Raw genomic sequence first — 17784 nt, 5'->3', positions numbered from 1 at the left:
AGTGGATAATTTACTAATTAGGCATGAAACAATCATTGCAAAATATACTTTTTAAATTACCCATAAAACGATGAGCTGAAGCGAGTTATTCAAAGTCATATGTATTGCTGATATTTGAAAGAGTGACCTGAGACTCAATATATAATTAGGACTGCTAAGTAAAGTTTGGACATTATATCATAAAAGAGGGAAAAGATAGATTTGAGATTTCGCAGAAACAAAAACAGCCCGATGAGGGCTGTGAGATACCAAGAAGTCTCAACTTAAATCGCAAACAAGTCATTCAAGTTTTCAGCCAAGGTTGGGTGAGTGAAGATCTGTTTTGTGAAGTAAATGTAAGGAATCTTGTTGTCCATAGCAACAGTGATGATGTTGATGATTTCTTGAGAACCTTCTGAGAAGATACTTGCTCCAAGAATTTCTTTTGTTTCAGTATTGACAACTGCTTTGAAAGCTCCACGAAGGTCTCCGTTTACGTGACCACGAGGCATTGCAGCAACAGGAATTTCCTTAACAGCGTATGGAAGTTTCAAATCAGCTGCTTGGCTCTCAGTCAAACCAACTTGTGAAAGTGCAGGTGTGATGAACATGGTATTTGGCACATTGAGACGGTCTTGAAGAGTGTAGCTACCATCTCCAGCAAGGTAGCTGTAAACAACACGGAAGTCATCAAGTGAAATGTAAGTGAATTGAGGTCCACCGTTGACATCCCCAACTGCAAAGACACCAGGAACGTTTGTTTGACAGTGTTTATCGACCTTGATAGCACCACGCTCTGTTAATTCAATATCGGTATTCTCAAGTTGAAGTGGTTCTACGTTTGGCTTACGTCCAGTTGCGTAGAGAAGAGCATCGAAACGGTAAGTTTCCTTTTCAGTTACGACAAGGACTTGGTCACCGTCGTTTTTGATTTCGGTTGTACGAATGTCCTGAAGCAATTCAATACCGTCTTCTTCCATGTATTGTTTTGCAAGAGCTGCGATGGAAGGTTCTGCACGAGGAAGGAAAGTATCCAAGGCATCTAGGACGGTAACCTTGCTTCCAAGTTTGTTGTAAAGACCAGCAAATTCAAGACCGATGTTTCCGCCACCAAGGACTCCAAGTTTTTCAGGCAGTTTGTCCAAGTTTTGAATACCAGTCGAGTCAAAGACATTCTTACTTGTAGCAAGTCCAGAGATTGGCAAGACGTTTGAAACAGCACCAGTGTTGATAACGATAGTTTCAGCAGTCAATTCTTGTTTTTCATCACCAGCTTGGATTTCGATGACTTTGTTTGAAAGGAAGTGGGCTTCCGCATCAAAGATATCGACGCCAGTACCAGCAACAGTAGCATAGTTTTTACCATTGAGGCGACTAGTGATAGTGTTTTTAGTAGTAATGACTTCTTCAAAAGACAAGTTTTTCTCAACAGCAACTAGCAAAGTTTTAGTTGGGATACATCCGATGTTGATACAAGTTCCGCCGTACATAGCTTTGCTACGTTCAACGAGAGCAACTTTTTTGCCAGCTGAAGCTAATTTACCGGCTAGTGTTTTCCCAGCTTTACCAAATCCAATAACGATTAAATCATATGTTAACATTTATAGTCCTCCTATTCGATTTTCATTCTAGCATAAGAAAACACTTTTTGCACAAATCTGCTACGGGAAATGAAGTGAGCTTGAAATGCTCCCTTCAAATCCTTTGAAAAACCAGTTTCAGGCCACTTTACTATTAGAAAATCGTTTACATGATTTTCCTAATGGATTCTACTATCTTTTGCCTCTCTCTTGTGTTATACTAGATAGGTTGCAAAGAACTAGTACTTTTCTTTCGTGGAAAAGAAGCAACATGGTATCTCATTTTTAGATGAAGATACGTCATGAAAAGAAAAGTATAAACTACGCGCTATAGGGTGGCTTCGCACCACCTTTAGAAAGAAGAATAACGTGAAATTTAATGAATTTAACTTGTCTGCTGAATTGCTAGCAGAGATTGAAAAAGCTGGATTTGTAGAAGCCAGTCCTATCCAAGAGCAGACCATTCCCTTGGCTCTCGAAGGAAAAGACGTTATCGGTCAAGCTCAGACAGGTACAGGAAAAACTGCAGCCTTTGGCTTGCCAACCCTTGAAAAAATCCGTACAGAAGAAGCGACCATCCAAGCCTTGGTCATCGCTCCAACTCGTGAACTCGCTGTTCAAAGCCAAGAAGAACTCTTCCGCTTTGGCCGTAGCAAAGGAGTGAAAGTTCGCTCAGTTTACGGTGGTTCCAGCATTGAAAAACAAATCAAGGCTCTTAAATCTGGTGCCCATATCGTTGTAGGAACACCAGGCCGTCTCTTGGATTTGATTAAACGCAAGGCCTTGAAATTACAAGATATTGAAACTCTTATCCTTGACGAAGCGGATGAAATGCTCAATATGGGCTTCCTTGAAGACATTGAAGCCATCATTTCCCGTGTCCCTGAAAATCGTCAAACCTTGCTCTTTTCAGCAACCATGCCAGATGCTATCAAACGTATCGGTGTTCAGTTTATGAAAGAACCTGAGCATGTCAAGATTGCTGCTAAAGAATTGACTACAGAACTAGTAGACCAATACTATATCCGTGTCAAGGAACAAGAAAAATTTGATACTATGACGCGTCTCATGGATGTGGAACAACCAGAGCTTGCTATCGTATTTGGTCGTACCAAACGCCGTGTGGATGAATTGACTCGTGGACTTAAAATCCGTGGCTTCCGTGCAGAAGGGATTCATGGAGATTTGGACCAAAATAAACGTCTCCGCGTCCTTCGTGATTTTAAAAATGGGAACCTTGATGTACTTGTTGCGACAGACGTAGCAGCTCGTGGTTTGGATATTTCAGGTGTGACTCATGTCTACAACTACGATATTCCACAAGATCCTGAAAGTTATGTTCACCGTATTGGCCGTACAGGTCGTGCTGGTAAGTCAGGTCAGTCTATTACTTTCGTAGCACCAAATGAAATGGGTTATCTCCAAATCATCGAAAACTTGACTAAGAAACGCATGAAAGGCTTGAAACCAGCAACAGCAGAAGAAGCCTTCCAAGCTAAGAAACAAGTGGCTCTCAAGAAAATCGAACGAGACTTCGCAGACGAAGCAATTCGTGGGAACTTTGAGAAATTTGCTAAAGATGCTCGTAAGTTAGCTGCCGAATTTAGTCCAGAAGAACTGGCTATGTATATCTTGAGCCTGACAGTCCAAGATCCAGACAGCCTTCCTGAAGTGGAGATTGCGCGTGAAAAACCACTGCCATTTAAACCATCAGGTAATGGCTTTGGTGGTAAAGGTAAGGGAGGTCGAGGAGGCCGTCGTGGGGACGACCGTCGAGACCGCGATCGCCGTGGCAATGGTCGTCGTGATGACTTCAAGAAAGGTAGTCGTGGAAACGATCGTTTTGATAAAGACAGACGTTACCGTAATAAAGACAATAAAAAACCTCGCAACACTTCAAGCGAAAAGAAAACAGGCTTTGTTATTCGTAACAAGGGCGATAAATAAGAAAAAGCGGTTCAAAATGAATCGCTTTTTTATATAAGGAGACCGATAGTAAAAGAAGATGTATAAAAGTAAAGGAAAGGTGAGATGGGAAGGGGAACTTTAATCCATCTTCTTATAATATTATTATATAAAAATCCAAACAGAATGTCAATAAAAAATTGCTATTTTTATAAAATATTTTCGCTTTTAAAAATTGCAATTCAATAAGCAATTTTCAGATAATTATTGAAATAAAGACTTTTCTATGTTATAATGGAAGCGATTATATGCGAGGTAAAAAATGGCACATTTATTAGAAAAAACAAGAAAAATTACATCAATTTTAAAACGCTCTGAAGAGCAAATGCAGGATGAACTTCCATACAATGCCATTACACGTCAACTAGCAGACATTATTGATTGCAATGCCTGCATTGTCAATAGCAAGGGCCGTCTTTTGGGCTACTTTATGCGCTATAAAACTAATACAGACCGTGTAGAGCAGTTTTTCCAAACCAAGACGTTCCCAGATGACTATGTACAAGGGGCAAACATGATCTATGATACAGAAGCCAATCTTCCTGTTGAACATGATTTGACCATTTTTCCTGTAGAGAGCCGTGCGGATTTTCCAGATGGTTTGACAACCATTGCTCCCATTCATGTATCAGGGATTCGCCTAGGTTCCTTGATTATTTGGCGTAATGACAAGAAATTTGAAGATGAGGATTTGATTCTTGTTGAGATTGCGAGTACGGTTGTGGGGATCCAACTCTTGAACTTCCAACGCGAAGAAGATGAGAAAAATATCCGTCGCCGTACTGCTGTAACTATGGCAGTCAATACCCTTTCCTACTCAGAACTTCGTGCTGTTTCAGCTATTTTATCTGAGCTAAATGGAAATGAAGGACAATTGACTGCATCTGTCATTGCAGACCGTATCGGTATCACGCGCTCAGTGATCGTCAATGCTCTCCGTAAGCTAGAGTCGGCAGGAATTATTGAAAGCCGTTCACTAGGAATGAAGGGAACATATCTCAAGGTATTGATTTCAGATATCTTTGAGGAAGTGAAAAAGAGGGACTACTAATGACAAAGGCTTTAATCTCAATTGACTATACAGAGGATTTTGTAGCAGATCATGGAAAATTGACAGCAGGTGCTCCTGCTCAAGCCATATCAGAGGCGATTGCTCAGGTGACCAGACTGGCTTTTAATCGTGGAGACTATGTTTTCTTCACCATTGATGCTCATGAGGAAGAGGATGATTTTCATCCTGAGAGTAAACTTTTCCCACCTCACAACATCATTGGAACTAGTGGTCGCAACTTGTATGGAAAACTAGCAGATTTTTACCAAGTCCATGCTTCTGATAGTCGTGTTTTTTGGATGGACAAGCGTCACTATTCAGCATTTTCAGGAACGGATTTAGATATCCGCTTGCGAGAACGTCGAGTTGATACAGTCATCTTAACTGGTGTTTTGACAGATATTTGTGTTCTCCATACGGCTATTGATGCTTATAATTTAGGTTATCAAATCGAGGTTGTCAAGCCTGCGGTTGCCTCCATCTGGCCAGAAAATCATCAGTTTGCTCTAGGACATTTTAAGAATACTCTGGGAGCCAAATTGTTGGATGAAAATCTGTCTGAAATTAAAGAATGATTCCCTTGGAAAAATGAAAAAAATCTGAAAAAAGTGTTGACAAAGATTTTGAAAGTTGATATACTAGTAAAGTAATCGACGCGGGGATGGCGGAATTGGCAGACGCGCAGGACTAAGGATCCTGTGACCGCTTTAGGTCGTGAGGGTTCAAGTCCCTCTCTCCGCATAGGGTAAGAGTTAGCTTTGGCTAGCTCTTTTTGTTTTCCAAAGAAGGCTAGAGCTACAGTTCGACTATCGGAAGAACTTGGCATCAAGAACTATCATTTATGGCATGGAGTCGATTTTTGATTGGTAAAACGTGTTCTAAAATGAAGAAAGTTAGCAGTTGCTAGCTTTCTTCATTTTTTCAAAAAATAAATCAAAAAATTTTTTCAATTTCATAAACATTTCATATTTGGATTTTATAATAGTCTTACAAATATGGAGGTGACAAATGAATCCAATCCAAAGAGCTTGGGCTTATGTCAGCAGAAAACGACTGAGAAGTTTTATTTTATTTCTGATTTTATTGGTCCTATTGGCCGGAATTTCAGCCTGTTTGACTCTGATGAAGTCCAACAAAACAGTAGAAACCAATCTTTACAAATCTCTCAATACCTCTTTTTCTATTAAGAAGATAGAGAACGGTCAGACCTTCAAGTTATCGGACCTAGCATCCGTTAGCAAGATTAAGGGACTGGAGACTGTCTCTCCTGAACTCGAGATAGTCGCAAAACTAAAAGACAAGGAAGCAGTCAGTGGCGATCAGAGCGTGGAGCGTGATGATTTGTCAGCTGCGGACAAGAATTTGGTTAGCTTAACGGCTCTTGAGGATTCATCCAAGGATGTTACCTTTACCAGTTCGGCTTTCAATCTAAAAGAAGGGCGACACCTTCAAAAAGGAGATTCCAAGAAAATCCTGATCCACGAAGAGTTGGCTAAGAAGAACGGTCTTTCGCTTCATGACAAGATTCGCTTGGACGCTGGTCAGTCAGAAGCTGGAAAAGGGCAAACAGTAGAGTTTGAGATTGTCGGCATCTTTTCTGGTAAAAAACAAGAAAAGTTCACAGGCTTGTCTTCCGACTTCAGTGAAAACCAGGTCTTTACAGACTATGAAAGCAGCCAAACGCTTCTGGGAAATAGTGAACCGCAAGTCAGTGCAGCGCGCTTCTATGTAGAAAATCCTAAGGAAATGGACGGACTCATGAAGCAGGTGGAAAACTTGGCTTTAGAAAGTCAAGGTTACCAAGTTGAGAAGGAAAACAAGGCCTTTGAACAAATCAAAGACTCAGTTGCAACCTTCCAAACCTTCCTCACCATCTTCCTTTATGGAATTATGATAGCAGGAGCAGGAGCCTTAATTTTGGTCTTGTCACTCTGGTTGAGAGAAAGGGTCTACGAAGTGGGAATTTTACTCGCACTTGGAAAAAGCAAGATCTCAATCTTCCTACAGTTCTGTTTAGAGGTAGTTTTGGTATCTCTTGGAGCTTTGCTTCCATCCTTTATTGCAGGAAACGCCATAACATCCTATCTGCTCCAAACTGTACTAGCCAGTGGAGATCAGGCAAGCTTACAGGACACGCTGGCTAAAGCAAGCGGTCTATCAACTAGTCTCCTATCCTTTGCAGAATCCTATGTTTTTCTGCTCCTGATTAGTTGCTTGTCTGTAGCCCTTTGTTTCCTATTCTTATTTAGAAAATCACCTAAGGAAATTTTATCATCTATTAGTTAATACTCTTCGAAAATCAAATTCAAACCGCGTCAGTCTTATCTGCAACCTCAAAGCTGTGCTTTGAGCAGCCTGCAGCTAGCTTCCTAGTTTGCTCTTTGATTTTCATTGAGTATAAGAAGGAGAAATCATGACTTTATTACAATTGCAAGATGTTACCTACCGTTATAAGAACACTGCTGAAGCAGTTTTATATCAGATCAAGTATAATTTTGAACCCGGAAAATTTTATAGTATCATTGGTGAATCAGGAGCAGGAAAATCCACTCTCTTGTCCCTACTGGCTGGTCTAGATAGTCCTGTTGAAGGTTCTATCCTTTTCCAAGGAGAGGACATTCGAAATAAGGGATATTCTTACCATCGCATGCACCATATTTCTCTGGTCTTTCAAAATTATAATTTGATTGATTACCTTTCTCCGCTGGAAAATATCCGCTTGGTCAACAAAAAAGCAAGCAAGGATACACTTCTTGAGCTTGGTTTGGATGAAAGTCAGATCAAGCGGAATGTTCTCCAGTTATCAGGTGGGCAACAGCAACGTGTAGCCATCGCTCGCAGTTTGGTATCAGAAGCTCCAGTTATTCTAGCTGATGAGCCAACAGGAAATCTGGACCCTAAAACTGCTGGAGATATTATCGAACTACTCAAATCACTTGCTGAGAAAACGGGTAAATGTGTGATTGTCGTCACCCACAGTAAAGAAGTGGCACAAGCGTCAGATATTACACTTGAATTGAAGGATAAGAAACTGACTGAAACTCGCAATACTACAAAATAATATGAGCTTGTTTTGATAGAATTATTAAATCAAATCTAGAAAGGGAACCTATGTTACACAACGCATTTGCCTATGTTACAAGGAAGTTTTTCAAATCGATTGTTATCTTCCTGATTATTCTCCTCATGGCGAGCTTGAGTTTGGTCGGTTTGTCGATCAAGGGAGCTACTGCCAAGGCTTCTCAGGAGACCTTTAAGAATATCACCAATAGCTTCTCCATGCAAATTAATCGTCGCGTCAATCAAGGGACGCCACGTGGTTCTGGGAATATCAAGGGTGAGGATATCAAAAAAATCACCGAAAACAAGGCCATCGAGTCTTATGTTAAACGCATCAACGCTATCGGAGATTTGACTGGATACGACCTCATTGAAACGCCAGAAACCAAGAAAAATCTCACTGCAGACCGTGCCAAACGGTTTGGAAGCAGTTTGATGATTACAGGTGTCAATGACTCCTCTAAAGAAGATAAGTTTGTCTCTGGCTCATATAAGCTGGTTGAAGGTGAGCACCTAACCAACGATGATAAGGACAAGATCCTCATGCACAAGGACTTGGCAGCCAAACACGGCTGGAAAGTCGGAGATAAAGTCAAATTGGACTCCAATATCTATGATGCAGATAATGAAAAAGGGGCCAAGGAAACAGTCGAAGTGACAATCAAGGGACTCTTTGATGGTCACAATAAGTCGGCAGTAACCTACTCACAAGAGCTCTATGAAAACACAGCTATCACAGACATTCACACTGCTGCAAAACTTTATGGATATACAGAAGACACAGCTATTTATGGGGACGCAACCTTCTTTGTAACAGCGGACAAGAACTTGGATGACGTCATGAAAGAGTTGAATGGTATCAGTGGTATCAACTGGAAGAGCTACACACTTGTGAAGAGCTCCTCTAACTACCCAGCTCTAGAGCAATCCATCTCTGGTATGTACAAGATGGCAAACCTTCTCTTCTGGGGTAGCTTGAGCTTCTCAGTTCTTCTCCTTGCGCTTTTGCTTAGTCTTTGGATCAACGCCCGTCGCAAGGAAGTAGGAATTCTCCTTTCTATCGGTCTCAAGCAGGCAAGTATCTTGGGACAATTCATCACCGAATCTATCCTGATTGCCATCCCTGCTCTCGTTTCTGCTTACTTCCTAGCCAACTACACAGCTCGTGCCATCGGAAATACTGTTCTTGCCAATGTCACTTCAGGTGTTGCCAAGCAAGCCAGCAAGGCAGCTCAAGCTTCTAACCTTGGTGGTGGTGCAGAAGTAGATGGCTTTAGCAAGACCTTGTCGAGCCTAGACATTTCCATTCAGACATCAGATTTTATCATTGTCTTTGTCCTTGCCTTGGTTCTAGTGGTTCTCGTTATGGCGCTTGCTTCAAGCAATCTCCTCAGAAAACAACCAAAAGAGCTCTTGCTCGATAGCGAATAAAAAACTTGCTACCTATTCTCCCCTAAATGGGGTATAATATAGGTAGCATTTTTATCTATTTCATCTTGATAAGGCCTCTTCCTATCAAGATGAAACAGAGAGATTAACAAGAAACTTAAAGGAATGTGAAACGTTTTTCTATGAAAATTTTAATTGTAGAAGATGAGGAGATGATCCGTGAGGGAATCAGTGACTATTTGACGGATTGTGGCTATGAAACCATTGAAGCAGCAGACGGTCAAGAAGCTCTGGAAAAATTTTCCAGCTATGAAATTGCTCTAGTACTGCTGGATATCCAGATGCCCAAGCTTAATGGCCTCGAAGTCCTAGCTGAGATTCGTAAAACCAGTCAGGTTCCTGTCTTGATGCTGACCGCCTTTCAGGATGAGGAATACAAGATGAGTGCCTTTGCCTCTCTAGCAGACGGCTATCTGGAAAAACCCTTCTCCCTCTCCCTTTTAAAAGTGAGGGTAGACGCGATTTTCAAGCGATACTACGATACGGGACGAGTCTTCTCCTATAAGGATACCAAGGTGGACTTTGAGAGTTACAGCGCAAGCCTAGCAGGTCAAGAAGTGGCCATCAATGCCAAGGAGTTGGAAATTCTGGACTATCTGGTGAAAAATGAAGGCCGGGCCTTGACTCGTTCTCAGATTATCGATGCTGTCTGGAAGGCGACAGATGAGGTCCCCTTTGACCGTGTTATTGATGTCTATATCAAGGAACTGCGGAAAAAGCTAGACTTGGATTGCATCCTCACTGTGCGCAATGTTGGTTATAAATTGGAGAGAAAATGAAACGAACAGGTTTATTTACAAAGATTTTTATCTATACCTTCTCAATTTTTAGTGTTCTGGTTATTTGTCTTCATTTAGCCATTTATTTTCTCTTTCCCTCGACTTATCTGAGCCACCGTCAGGAAACCATTGGCCAGAAAGCGACAGCCATTGCCCAGTCCCTAGAAGGAAAGGATAGGCAAAGTATCGAGCAAGTATTAGACTTGTATTCCCAGACTAGTGATATCAAGGGGGCCGTCAAGGGAGAGATGACTGAGGACAAGTTAGAAGTCAAGGACAACCTTCCCTTGGACACGGACCGTCAAACTACTTCCCTCTTTATCGAGGAGCGTGAGGTGAAAACGCAAGATGGTAGCACGATGACTCTCCAGTTTCTGTCTTCCATGGACCTGCAAAAGGAAGCTGAGCAGATCAGTCTCCAATTTCTCCCCTATACCTTGCTGGCATCCTTTCTGATTTCTCTCTTGGTGGCCTACATCTATGCTCGGACTATTGTTGCCCCGATTTTGGAAATTAAGCGTGTGACCCGTCGGATGATGGATCTGGATGCTCAAGTGCGATTGCGCGTGGATTCTAAGGATGAGATTGGTGATCTTAAGGAACAGATCAATAGCCTCTACCAGCATCTTTTGACAGTCATTGCAGACTTACATGAGAAGAATGAAGCCATTCTCCAGCTGGAGAAGATGAAAGTCGAGTTCCTACGAGGAGCTTCTCATGAATTGAAAACACCTCTGGCTAGTTTGAAAATCCTAATCGAAAATATGAAAGAAAATATCGGTCGTTATAAAGATAGAGACCACTATCTTGGAGTTGCCTTGGGGATTGTGGATGACCTCAGTCATCACGTTCTCCAGATATTGTCTCTTTCTTCTGTTCAGGAATTGCGAGACGAGAAAGAAGAGATTGACCTCCTTCAGATGACGCAAACTCTGGTTAAGGATTATACTCTACTCGCCAAGGATAGAGAACTTCAGATAGACATTAGCCTAACCTATCAGCAGGCTTACATAAACCCATCTGTGATGAAGTTGATCCTATCGAATCTCATCAGCAATGCTATCAAGCACTCCACTCCAGGTGGCTTGGTTCGAATTGGTGAAAGAGAAGGGGAGCTCTATATCGAGAATAGCTGTAGTCCTGAAGAACAAGAAAAATTGGCCCAGTCTTTTTCTGGCAATGCCAGTCGCAAGGCCAAGGGTTCTGGAATGGGACTCTTTGTGGTCAAAAGTTTATTAGAACATGAGAAATTACCTTATCATTTTGAGATGCAGGGCGATCAATTGAGCTTCTTCATACGTTATCCCAAAGTCACTCAGGGCTAAGGGGAAGAAAGGGTTTACATTGATTGGATTGGAAGAAATTCAATCGAAACTATGGGAAAAACTAGCTTTTTTTATCAAAAAGTGATAAAATGAACAATGTAAATGGGATGTCCCAAAAAATATATAGGAGGCCTGACAAATGGCAATCGTTTCAGCAGAAAAATTTGTCCAAGCAGCTCGTGACAACGGTTATGCAGTTGGTGGATTTAACACAAACAACCTTGAGTGGACTCAAGCTATCTTGCGTGCAGCAGAAGCTAAAAAAGCTCCAGTTTTGATCCAAACTTCAATGGGTGCTGCTAAATACATGGGTGGTTACAAAGTTGCTCGCAACTTGATCGCTAACCTTGTTGAATCAATGGGTATCACTGTACCAGTAGCTATCCACCTTGACCACGGTCACTACGAAGATGCACTTGAGTGTATTCAAGTTGGTTATACTTCAGTTATGTTTGACGGTTCACACCTTCCAGTTGAAGAAAACCTTGAAAAAGCTCGTAAAGTTGTAGAATTTGCTCACGCAAATGGTGTATCAGTAGAAGCTGAAGTTGGAACTATCGGTGGTGAAGAAGACGGAATCATCGGTGATGGTGAATTGGCTCCAATCGAAGATGCTAAAGCAATGGTTGCAACTGGTATCGACTTCTTGGCAGCTGGTATCGGTAACATCCATGGTCCATACCCTGCAAACTGGAAAGGTCTTCACCTTGACCACTTGCAAAAATTGACTGAAGCTGTACCAGGATTCCCAATCGTATTGCACGGTGGTTCAGGTATTCCTGATGACCAAATCCAAGCAGCTATCAAACTTGGTGTTGCAAAAGTTAACGTTAACACTGAATGCCAAATCGCATTCGCTAACGCAACTCGTAAATTTGCTCGTGACTACGAAGCAAACGAAGCAGAATACGACAAGAAAAAACTCTTTGACCCACGTAAATTCTTGGCTGACGGTGTAAAAGCTATCCAAGCATCAGTTGAAGAACGTATCGACGTATTCGGTTCAGAAGGTAAAGCATAATCTAGCTGAACAATACATACAGAACCTGCCCATTGGGTGGGTTTTTTGTGTGATGGAAATAAATTATTTTCAAGTTTAGGAGGTGTAATTAAATTTGATTCTAAGAAAGTTTCTAATTTATGATAAAATAATATTAGGCTTTCAAAGAGAGGAGGAGAATCATGAGTTCAGCAGATTTTATCTTTTTAGATGGTTATGAAAATGCAGAATTTGATATCCAAGCATTTTGTGCTTCGCTGAGAGATAGGTATTCAGGTGTGATTATAAGGGAAGAAAACGATCATGAAAAAGCCTATCGTTTATTATGGGATTACCAAAGTCCCGAGGTCTCAGTTGAGGGTGCTTTGAATCGAAAAAATGATGTCTTCGTTATAAACTACTTCGATTCAAAAAATCGGTTACAAGATTATGCCGCCTATATCCTCTGGCTTCGGGAATGGTTTCCATCAGATCAGAAGGTTCTCTTTTGTGATGAGGGTTACACGAAGATATTTCCTCTTCCTCACGACATATCTACAAAGGAGATTGAAATGAAACTTCATAATGAAGGATAAAAAAGTGAATCGAATAGATTCATTATTGAATTTCAAAGTATCAGAAGGAATCATTTGAGGCGACAAAGGTCACCTTTTTGTGTACTGTTGAAGTTGATTAAAGATAGTGAAATTTTTATCGTATATGTATAGCAATGTTGCATCGTATTGGAAAGGTTTTCGTGCTATAATATTAATTAACAATAAAATTTAGTACATCAAAAATTACTAGAGATGTGGGATGTGAGGTTTAAGATGAGACAAGCAGGACAATTTGATTGGGTAGATTTTTATAAAGAATTTGCGTTTAAACTTGTGAGCTATAAAGAGAAAAGGGCAGAGCTCATTCAAAAGGTTAAGGCAATTTATCAAATGACGGGCATTTCAATGCCAACCTTGGACAAGGACAACAATATCATGGATATTGACCCTTTTACAATTTTTGGTCTATTCAATAAAGGGTTGAAAAATGAAAATCGGATTAAAATTTTGACTGCTATTGCAGAATTATTTGAATTATCTCATGATGTTCCAACTTCATTCGACAGTATTCCCGTTCTCAATAAACAGAATGCGACCTATTATCTTTTTTATACAGATAGAGGGGTTAGTGATATTGATGATTTGTGGGAGCTTTTTGTAGCGGCATTAGCTTATTCCGAAGATTCATCATCTGAAAATAAGGAGCTTCTCTCAGGCTATTTTGATAAAGTCATCAATAGAAAAAACAATGGTACTGCTAAAGTTACGATGGGCTTATATTGGATTGCCTCCAATTCGTTTTTAAATATAGATGGACCAAACAAGGAGTATATTTACGAATCTGGGAAATTACCTTTAGAATTAGTCCATAAACTCCCAAAGGTGAATTCGAAAGTTTCTGCATCAGATTATTTTTCTATTGTTGAAATACTTAAAAACTATTTAGGTAGTCCACAGTCTGAATTGAAAAACTTCAATGAATTGTCTTTTGCAGCGTGGAAGTATTCTGAACAAGTGAAAAAAGAAAAACAAGCAAAAAATGAAGTTACTGAGAGTTCAGCACCTAGATATGATCTACCATCTGAAGACACTAAAGAATCAGAAAAAGTGGATACTAGCTATACTAGGGAAGATTTTCTAAAAGAAGTTTTTGTATCAGCAGAGGATTATGATCGATTGGCAACGATTCTTCGCCTTAAGAAGAACATCATATTGGAGGGGGCTCCGGGTGTTGGAAAAACATTTACTGCTGATCGACTAGCTTACTCACTGATGGGTGAAAAAGCGATCGATAGGGTAAAGATGATTCAGTTTCACCAAAGTTACTCGTACGAAGACTTTATTATGGGATTTAGACCTTCTGCCAGTGGTTTTGAACTAAGAAAAGGTCCCTTCTATCAATTTTGTAAACAGGCTGAGGGCGATGAAAGCAATGATTATTTCTTTATCATTGACGAAATTAATCGAGGAAATTTGAGCAAAATATTTGGTGAATTGTTTATGCTTATCGAAATGGATAAGCGAGGAAGAGATCTACAGCTTCTTTATTCGGATGAACAATTCTCAATTCCGGAGAACTTATACATTATTGGTATGATGAATACTGCCGATCGTAGCTTAGCCATGCTAGATTTTGCCTTGAGACGAAGATTTGCATTTTTTGAGTTGAAACCAGGATTTGATTCGGATGGCTTCAAAGAATATCAATCACACTTGAAGAATGAAAAATTTGATGCATTAATAAATACTGTGAAGCATCTAAATGAAATCATCGCTTCTGATGAAAGTTTAGGAGAGGGTTTTTGCATAGGCCATAGTTATTTTTGTAATCTAATACCGAATAGTATCGACCAACAAGTTCTTTCGAGTATTGTAGAGTATGAACTGATACCTCTTTTAAAGGAGTATTGGTTTGATGAACCTAGCTTAGTTAAAGAATGGAGTGGCAATCTAAGGAGTGCGATTAAGTGATACCGATAAAGAATGTTTATTACATGCTGACTTATGCTTTTAAGGTTCTTAAGGGGCAAGGATATCAGAAACTTGCCACAGAGGAGTTTCATCATACGGCTGATTTGATGAGTGCTATCTTGGCTAAAGGAATTGCCATACAGCTTAAGAGAGGACTGGGAAAGGAATACCTTGCTCAAGTGGAAGAACTCTCTACACTAAGGGGAAAAATTGAGATTACAGAGTCAATCAAAAGTCAATGTACTCTTGGGAAGAAAATATTTTGTACTTATGAAGAGTTTTCAGTAAATAATAGGATGAACCGTATTATAAAATCAACGGTCAATCTTCTGTTGAAAGCAGATATCTCCAAGGATAGGAAGAAAGAATTGCGGAAATTGATGGTTTATTTCCGTGATGTTGAACCGATTGATTTGGAAACTGTTAACTGGAATCTGCAATACAACAAAAATAATCAATCTTATAGAATGATGATTGCCATTTGCTATTTAGTGGTAAAAGGTTTATTGCAAACAACATCAGATGGTAACATGAAGATGATGAGTTTCTTAGATGAGCGACGAATGAACAGATTGTATGAAAAATTTATCCTTGAGTATTATAAAAAACATTATCCAGAATTAAATGCGAATGCAGCACAGATACCGTGGGCGTTAGACGATGGTATCTGTGAGATGCTCCCTATCATGCAAAGTGATATTCAGCTTCAAAAAGAGAATTCTATCTTGATTATTGATGCTAAATACTATAAAAGTACAACTCAAATGAATTTTAAAAAGTATTCTCTCCACTCCAACAATCTTTATCAGATTTTTACATATGTCAAAAATAGAGAATACCAAAATCAAGAACATGGTAGCAAAGTGTCGGGGATGTTGCTCTATGCAAAGACAGATGAAGTAGTTCAACCAGATAATGTTTATCAAATGCACGGTAATCAAATCAGTGTTCAGACTTTAGACTTAAATATTTCCTTTAAAGAAATAGCGAATCAATTGGATACCATTGTTGTATCACATTTTGGAAATGTAAAAAAGTTCCGATGAAGCAGCGGAGAGTGAATCTAGTCGTTTTCAAGATATTCGATCACTGGGATATTCTATGCTTTCTTTCCTATCCCACAAAAAACACTTGTTTTCCCTTCTTAATTACTTTATAATAGAGTGTTACTGAGGCCTTCTAATGTGATAAAGAAGACAGATTTTAGGAGATGAGAAATTGGCTTTTTGTATTTAGAGGACACGGTTTGTTGATTTCTTACTAAGGGGAGATAGATATGGCAATGATAGAAGTGGAACATCTTCAGAAAAATTTTGTGAAGACTGTTAAGGAACCAGGCTTGAAGGGGGCTTTGCGCTCTTTTATTCATCCCGAAAAGCAGACCTTTGAAGCAGTCAAGGATTTAACCTTTGAGGTGCCCAAGGGGCAGATTCTAGGCTTTATCGGGGCCAATGGAGCTGGGAAGTCGACGACCATCAAAATGCTAACTGGGATTTTGAAACCGACATCTGGTTTTTGTCGGATTAACGGCAAGATTCCGCAGGACAATCGCCAAGACTATGTCAAGGATATTGGTGTAGTCTTTGGACAACGAACCCAGCTATGGTGGGATTTGGCTCTGCAAGAGACCTACACGGTGTTAAAAGAGATTTACGATGTGCCGGACTCGCTCTTTCACAAGCGCATGGACTTTTTGAATGAAGTCTTGGACTTGAAGGACTTTATCAAGGATCCCGTGCGAACTCTTTCACTTGGTCAACGGATGCGGGCGGATATTGCAGCCTCCTTGCTCCACAATCCCAAGGTTCTCTTTTTAGATGAGCCGACCATTGGTTTGGATGTTTCGGTCAAGGATAACATTCGTCGGGCCATCACCCAGATCAATCAAGAGGAAGAAACAACCATTCTCTTGACCACTCACGATCTGAGCGACATTGAGCAACTCTGTGATCGGATTTTTATGATTGACAAGGGGCAGGAGATTTTTGATGGAACGGTTAGTCAGCTCAAGGATACCTTTGGAAAGATGAAGACTCTTTCCTTTGAACTGCTACCAGGTCAAAGCCATCTGGTCTCTCACTATGAAGGCTTGCCTGATATGACCATTGATAGACAAGGAAATAGCCTTAATATTGAATTCGATAGTTCCCGCTACCAGTCAGCTGATATTATCAAGCAAACCTTGTCTGATTTTGAAATCCGTGATTTGAAGATGGTGGATACGGATATTGAGGATATTATCCGTCGCTTCTACCGAAAGGAGCTCTAAGATGATCAAATTGTGGAGACGTTATAAACCCTTTATCAATGCGGGGATTCAGGAGTTGATTACCTATCGAGTCAACTTTATTCTCTATCGAATTGGCGATGTCATGGGGGCTTTTGTCGCTTTCTATCTCTGGAAGGCTGTCTTTGATTCCTCGCAGGGGGCCTTGATTCAGGGCTTCAGTATGGCGGATATCACCCTCTACATCATCATGAGTTTTGTGACTAATCTTTTGACTAGGTCTGATAGCTCTTTTATGATTGGGGAGGAGGTCAAGGATGGCTCTATTATCATGCGTTTATTGCGACCAGTGCATTTTGCGGCCTCTTATCTTTTCACCGAGCTTGGCTCCAAGTGGTTGATTTTTATCTCTGTTGGACTGCCATTTTTAAGTGTTATTGTCTTGATGAAAATTTTATCAGGGCAAGGGATTGTAGAAGTGCTAGGCTTAACGGTCCTTTATCTCTTTAGCTTGACGCTGGCCTATCTGATTAACTTTTTCTTTAATATCTGCTTTGGATTTTCAGCTTTTGTGTTTAAAAATCTATGGGGTTCCAATCTACTCAAGACTTCCATAGTGGCCTTTATGTCTGGGAGTTTGATTCCCTTGGCTTTCTTTCCCAAAGTGGTTTCAGATATTCTGTCCTTCTTGCCTTTCTCATCTTTGATCTACACTCCGGTCATGATCATTGTTGGGAAATACGATGCTAGTCAGATTCTTCAAGCGCTTTTGCTACAATTCTTCTGGATCATAGTAATGGTGGGCTTGTCTCAGTTGATTTGGAAACGAGTCCAGTCCTTTATCACCATTCAGGGAGGTTAG

15 protein-coding genes and 1 tRNA gene are annotated in these 17784 nt (G+C 40.3%); 15 read left to right on the top strand and 1 reads right to left on the bottom strand.

Annotated features, from left to right (window positions below):
• Positions 1-263 precede the first annotated feature (263 nt).
• On the bottom strand, positions 264-1580 hold the full coding sequence (locus tag B7708_RS01720; protein WP_084973293.1) for an FAD-containing oxidoreductase: 1317 nt from the start codon (positions 1578-1580) through the stop codon (positions 264-266).
• 348 nt (positions 1581-1928) lie between these two features.
• Here B7708_RS01720 and B7708_RS01715 point away from each other — a divergent pair, with 348 nt between their 5' ends.
• From B7708_RS01715 to B7708_RS01645, 15 genes are all read left to right on the top strand, one after another.
• The gene (locus B7708_RS01715) at positions 1929-3506 is read left to right on the top strand and encodes a DEAD/DEAH box helicase (protein ID WP_084973291.1); all 1578 of its coding nucleotides are present in this window, start codon (positions 1929-1931) and stop codon (positions 3504-3506) included.
• 280 nt (positions 3507-3786) lie between these two features.
• Positions 3787-4575 carry a GTP-sensing pleiotropic transcriptional regulator CodY gene (codY, locus tag B7708_RS01710; protein ID WP_004246012.1) on the top strand — a complete coding sequence of 263 codons (789 nt, stop codon included), beginning with the start codon at positions 3787-3789 and terminating at the stop codon, positions 4573-4575.
• Positions 4575-5150, top strand: a complete 576-nt coding sequence (locus tag B7708_RS01705; RefSeq protein WP_084973289.1) for a cysteine hydrolase family protein — start codon at positions 4575-4577, stop codon at positions 5148-5150. Before codY ends, B7708_RS01705 begins: the two co-directional genes overlap by 1 nt.
• Before the next feature lie 80 nt (positions 5151-5230).
• A tRNA-Leu gene (locus B7708_RS01700) sits at positions 5231-5316 on the top strand.
• 267 nt (positions 5317-5583) lie between these two features.
• On the top strand, positions 5584-6861 hold the full coding sequence (locus B7708_RS01695) for an ABC transporter permease (RefSeq protein ID WP_084973287.1): 1278 nt from the start codon (positions 5584-5586) through the stop codon (positions 6859-6861).
• 127 nt (positions 6862-6988) lie between these two features.
• Complete coding sequence (vex2, locus tag B7708_RS01690; RefSeq protein ID WP_000173735.1) at positions 6989-7636, top strand: ABC transporter ATP-binding subunit Vex2; 648 nt, start codon at positions 6989-6991, stop codon at positions 7634-7636.
• A 50-nt stretch (positions 7637-7686) separates the two neighbouring features.
• Complete coding sequence (vex3, locus tag B7708_RS01685; RefSeq protein ID WP_000903002.1) at positions 7687-9066, top strand: ABC transporter permease subunit Vex3; 1380 nt, start codon at positions 7687-7689, stop codon at positions 9064-9066.
• A gap of 140 nt (positions 9067-9206) precedes the next feature.
• Positions 9207-9863, top strand: a complete 657-nt coding sequence (gene vncR, locus B7708_RS01680; protein WP_084973285.1) for a response regulator transcription factor VncR — start codon at positions 9207-9209, stop codon at positions 9861-9863.
• Positions 9860-11188 carry a sensor histidine kinase VncS gene (gene vncS / locus B7708_RS01675; RefSeq protein WP_084973283.1) on the top strand — a complete coding sequence of 443 codons (1329 nt, stop codon included), beginning with the start codon at positions 9860-9862 and terminating at the stop codon, positions 11186-11188. The genes vncR and vncS overlap by 4 nt, the downstream gene beginning before the upstream one ends.
• Before the next feature lie 139 nt (positions 11189-11327).
• Positions 11328-12209, top strand: a complete 882-nt coding sequence (locus B7708_RS01670; protein ID WP_001019005.1) for a class II fructose-bisphosphate aldolase — start codon at positions 11328-11330, stop codon at positions 12207-12209.
• Between the two features lie 161 nt (positions 12210-12370).
• Positions 12371-12763 (top strand): hypothetical protein, encoded by a 393-nt coding sequence (locus B7708_RS01665; RefSeq protein WP_038804920.1) that lies wholly within the window; start codon positions 12371-12373, stop codon positions 12761-12763.
• Between the two features lie 234 nt (positions 12764-12997).
• The gene (locus B7708_RS01660; protein ID WP_084973370.1) at positions 12998-14695 is read left to right on the top strand and encodes an AAA family ATPase; all 1698 of its coding nucleotides are present in this window, start codon (positions 12998-13000) and stop codon (positions 14693-14695) included.
• Positions 14692-15741 carry a 5-methylcytosine-specific restriction endonuclease system specificity protein McrC gene (gene mcrC, locus B7708_RS01655; protein WP_084973281.1) on the top strand — a complete coding sequence of 350 codons (1050 nt, stop codon included), beginning with the start codon at positions 14692-14694 and terminating at the stop codon, positions 15739-15741. The genes B7708_RS01660 and mcrC overlap by 4 nt, the downstream gene beginning before the upstream one ends.
• Positions 15742-15971: 230 nt before the next feature.
• The gene (locus B7708_RS01650; RefSeq protein WP_084973279.1) at positions 15972-16964 is read left to right on the top strand and encodes an ABC transporter ATP-binding protein; all 993 of its coding nucleotides are present in this window, start codon (positions 15972-15974) and stop codon (positions 16962-16964) included.
• A 1-nt stretch (position 16965) separates the two neighbouring features.
• On the top strand, positions 16966-17784 hold the full coding sequence (locus tag B7708_RS01645) for an ABC transporter permease (protein WP_084973277.1): 819 nt from the start codon (positions 16966-16968) through the stop codon (positions 17782-17784).

The sequence above is a fragment of the Streptococcus oralis subsp. dentisani genome (assembly GCF_002096615.1).
GTDB classification, from domain to species: domain Bacteria; phylum Bacillota; class Bacilli; order Lactobacillales; family Streptococcaceae; genus Streptococcus; species Streptococcus oralis_U.
This window is presented reverse-complemented; position numbering and strand designations above follow the sequence as displayed.

Excerpts from the sequence above, each read along its gene's own strand:
- B7708_RS01720 (WP_084973293.1), bottom strand. The coding sequence starts at position 1,580 with ATGTTAACATATGATTTAATCGTTATTGGATTTGGTAAAGCTGGGAAA.
- codY (WP_004246012.1), top strand. The coding sequence starts at position 3,787 with ATGGCACATTTATTAGAAAAAACAAGAAAAATTACATCAATTTTAAAA.
- B7708_RS01705 (WP_084973289.1), top strand. The coding sequence starts at position 4,575 with ATGACAAAGGCTTTAATCTCAATTGACTATACAGAGGATTTTGTAGCA.
- B7708_RS01695 (WP_084973287.1), top strand. The coding sequence starts at position 5,584 with ATGAATCCAATCCAAAGAGCTTGGGCTTATGTCAGCAGAAAACGACTG.
- vex2 (WP_000173735.1), top strand. The coding sequence starts at position 6,989 with ATGACTTTATTACAATTGCAAGATGTTACCTACCGTTATAAGAACACT.
- vex3 (WP_000903002.1), top strand. The coding sequence starts at position 7,687 with ATGTTACACAACGCATTTGCCTATGTTACAAGGAAGTTTTTCAAATCG.
- vncR (WP_084973285.1), top strand. The coding sequence starts at position 9,207 with ATGAAAATTTTAATTGTAGAAGATGAGGAGATGATCCGTGAGGGAATC.
- vncS (WP_084973283.1), top strand. The coding sequence starts at position 9,860 with ATGAAACGAACAGGTTTATTTACAAAGATTTTTATCTATACCTTCTCA.
- B7708_RS01670 (WP_001019005.1), top strand. The coding sequence starts at position 11,328 with ATGGCAATCGTTTCAGCAGAAAAATTTGTCCAAGCAGCTCGTGACAAC.
- B7708_RS01665 (WP_038804920.1), top strand. The coding sequence starts at position 12,371 with ATGAGTTCAGCAGATTTTATCTTTTTAGATGGTTATGAAAATGCAGAA.
- B7708_RS01660 (WP_084973370.1), top strand. The coding sequence starts at position 12,998 with ATGAGACAAGCAGGACAATTTGATTGGGTAGATTTTTATAAAGAATTT.
- B7708_RS01650 (WP_084973279.1), top strand. The coding sequence starts at position 15,972 with ATGGCAATGATAGAAGTGGAACATCTTCAGAAAAATTTTGTGAAGACT.
- B7708_RS01645 (WP_084973277.1), top strand. The coding sequence starts at position 16,966 with ATGATCAAATTGTGGAGACGTTATAAACCCTTTATCAATGCGGGGATT.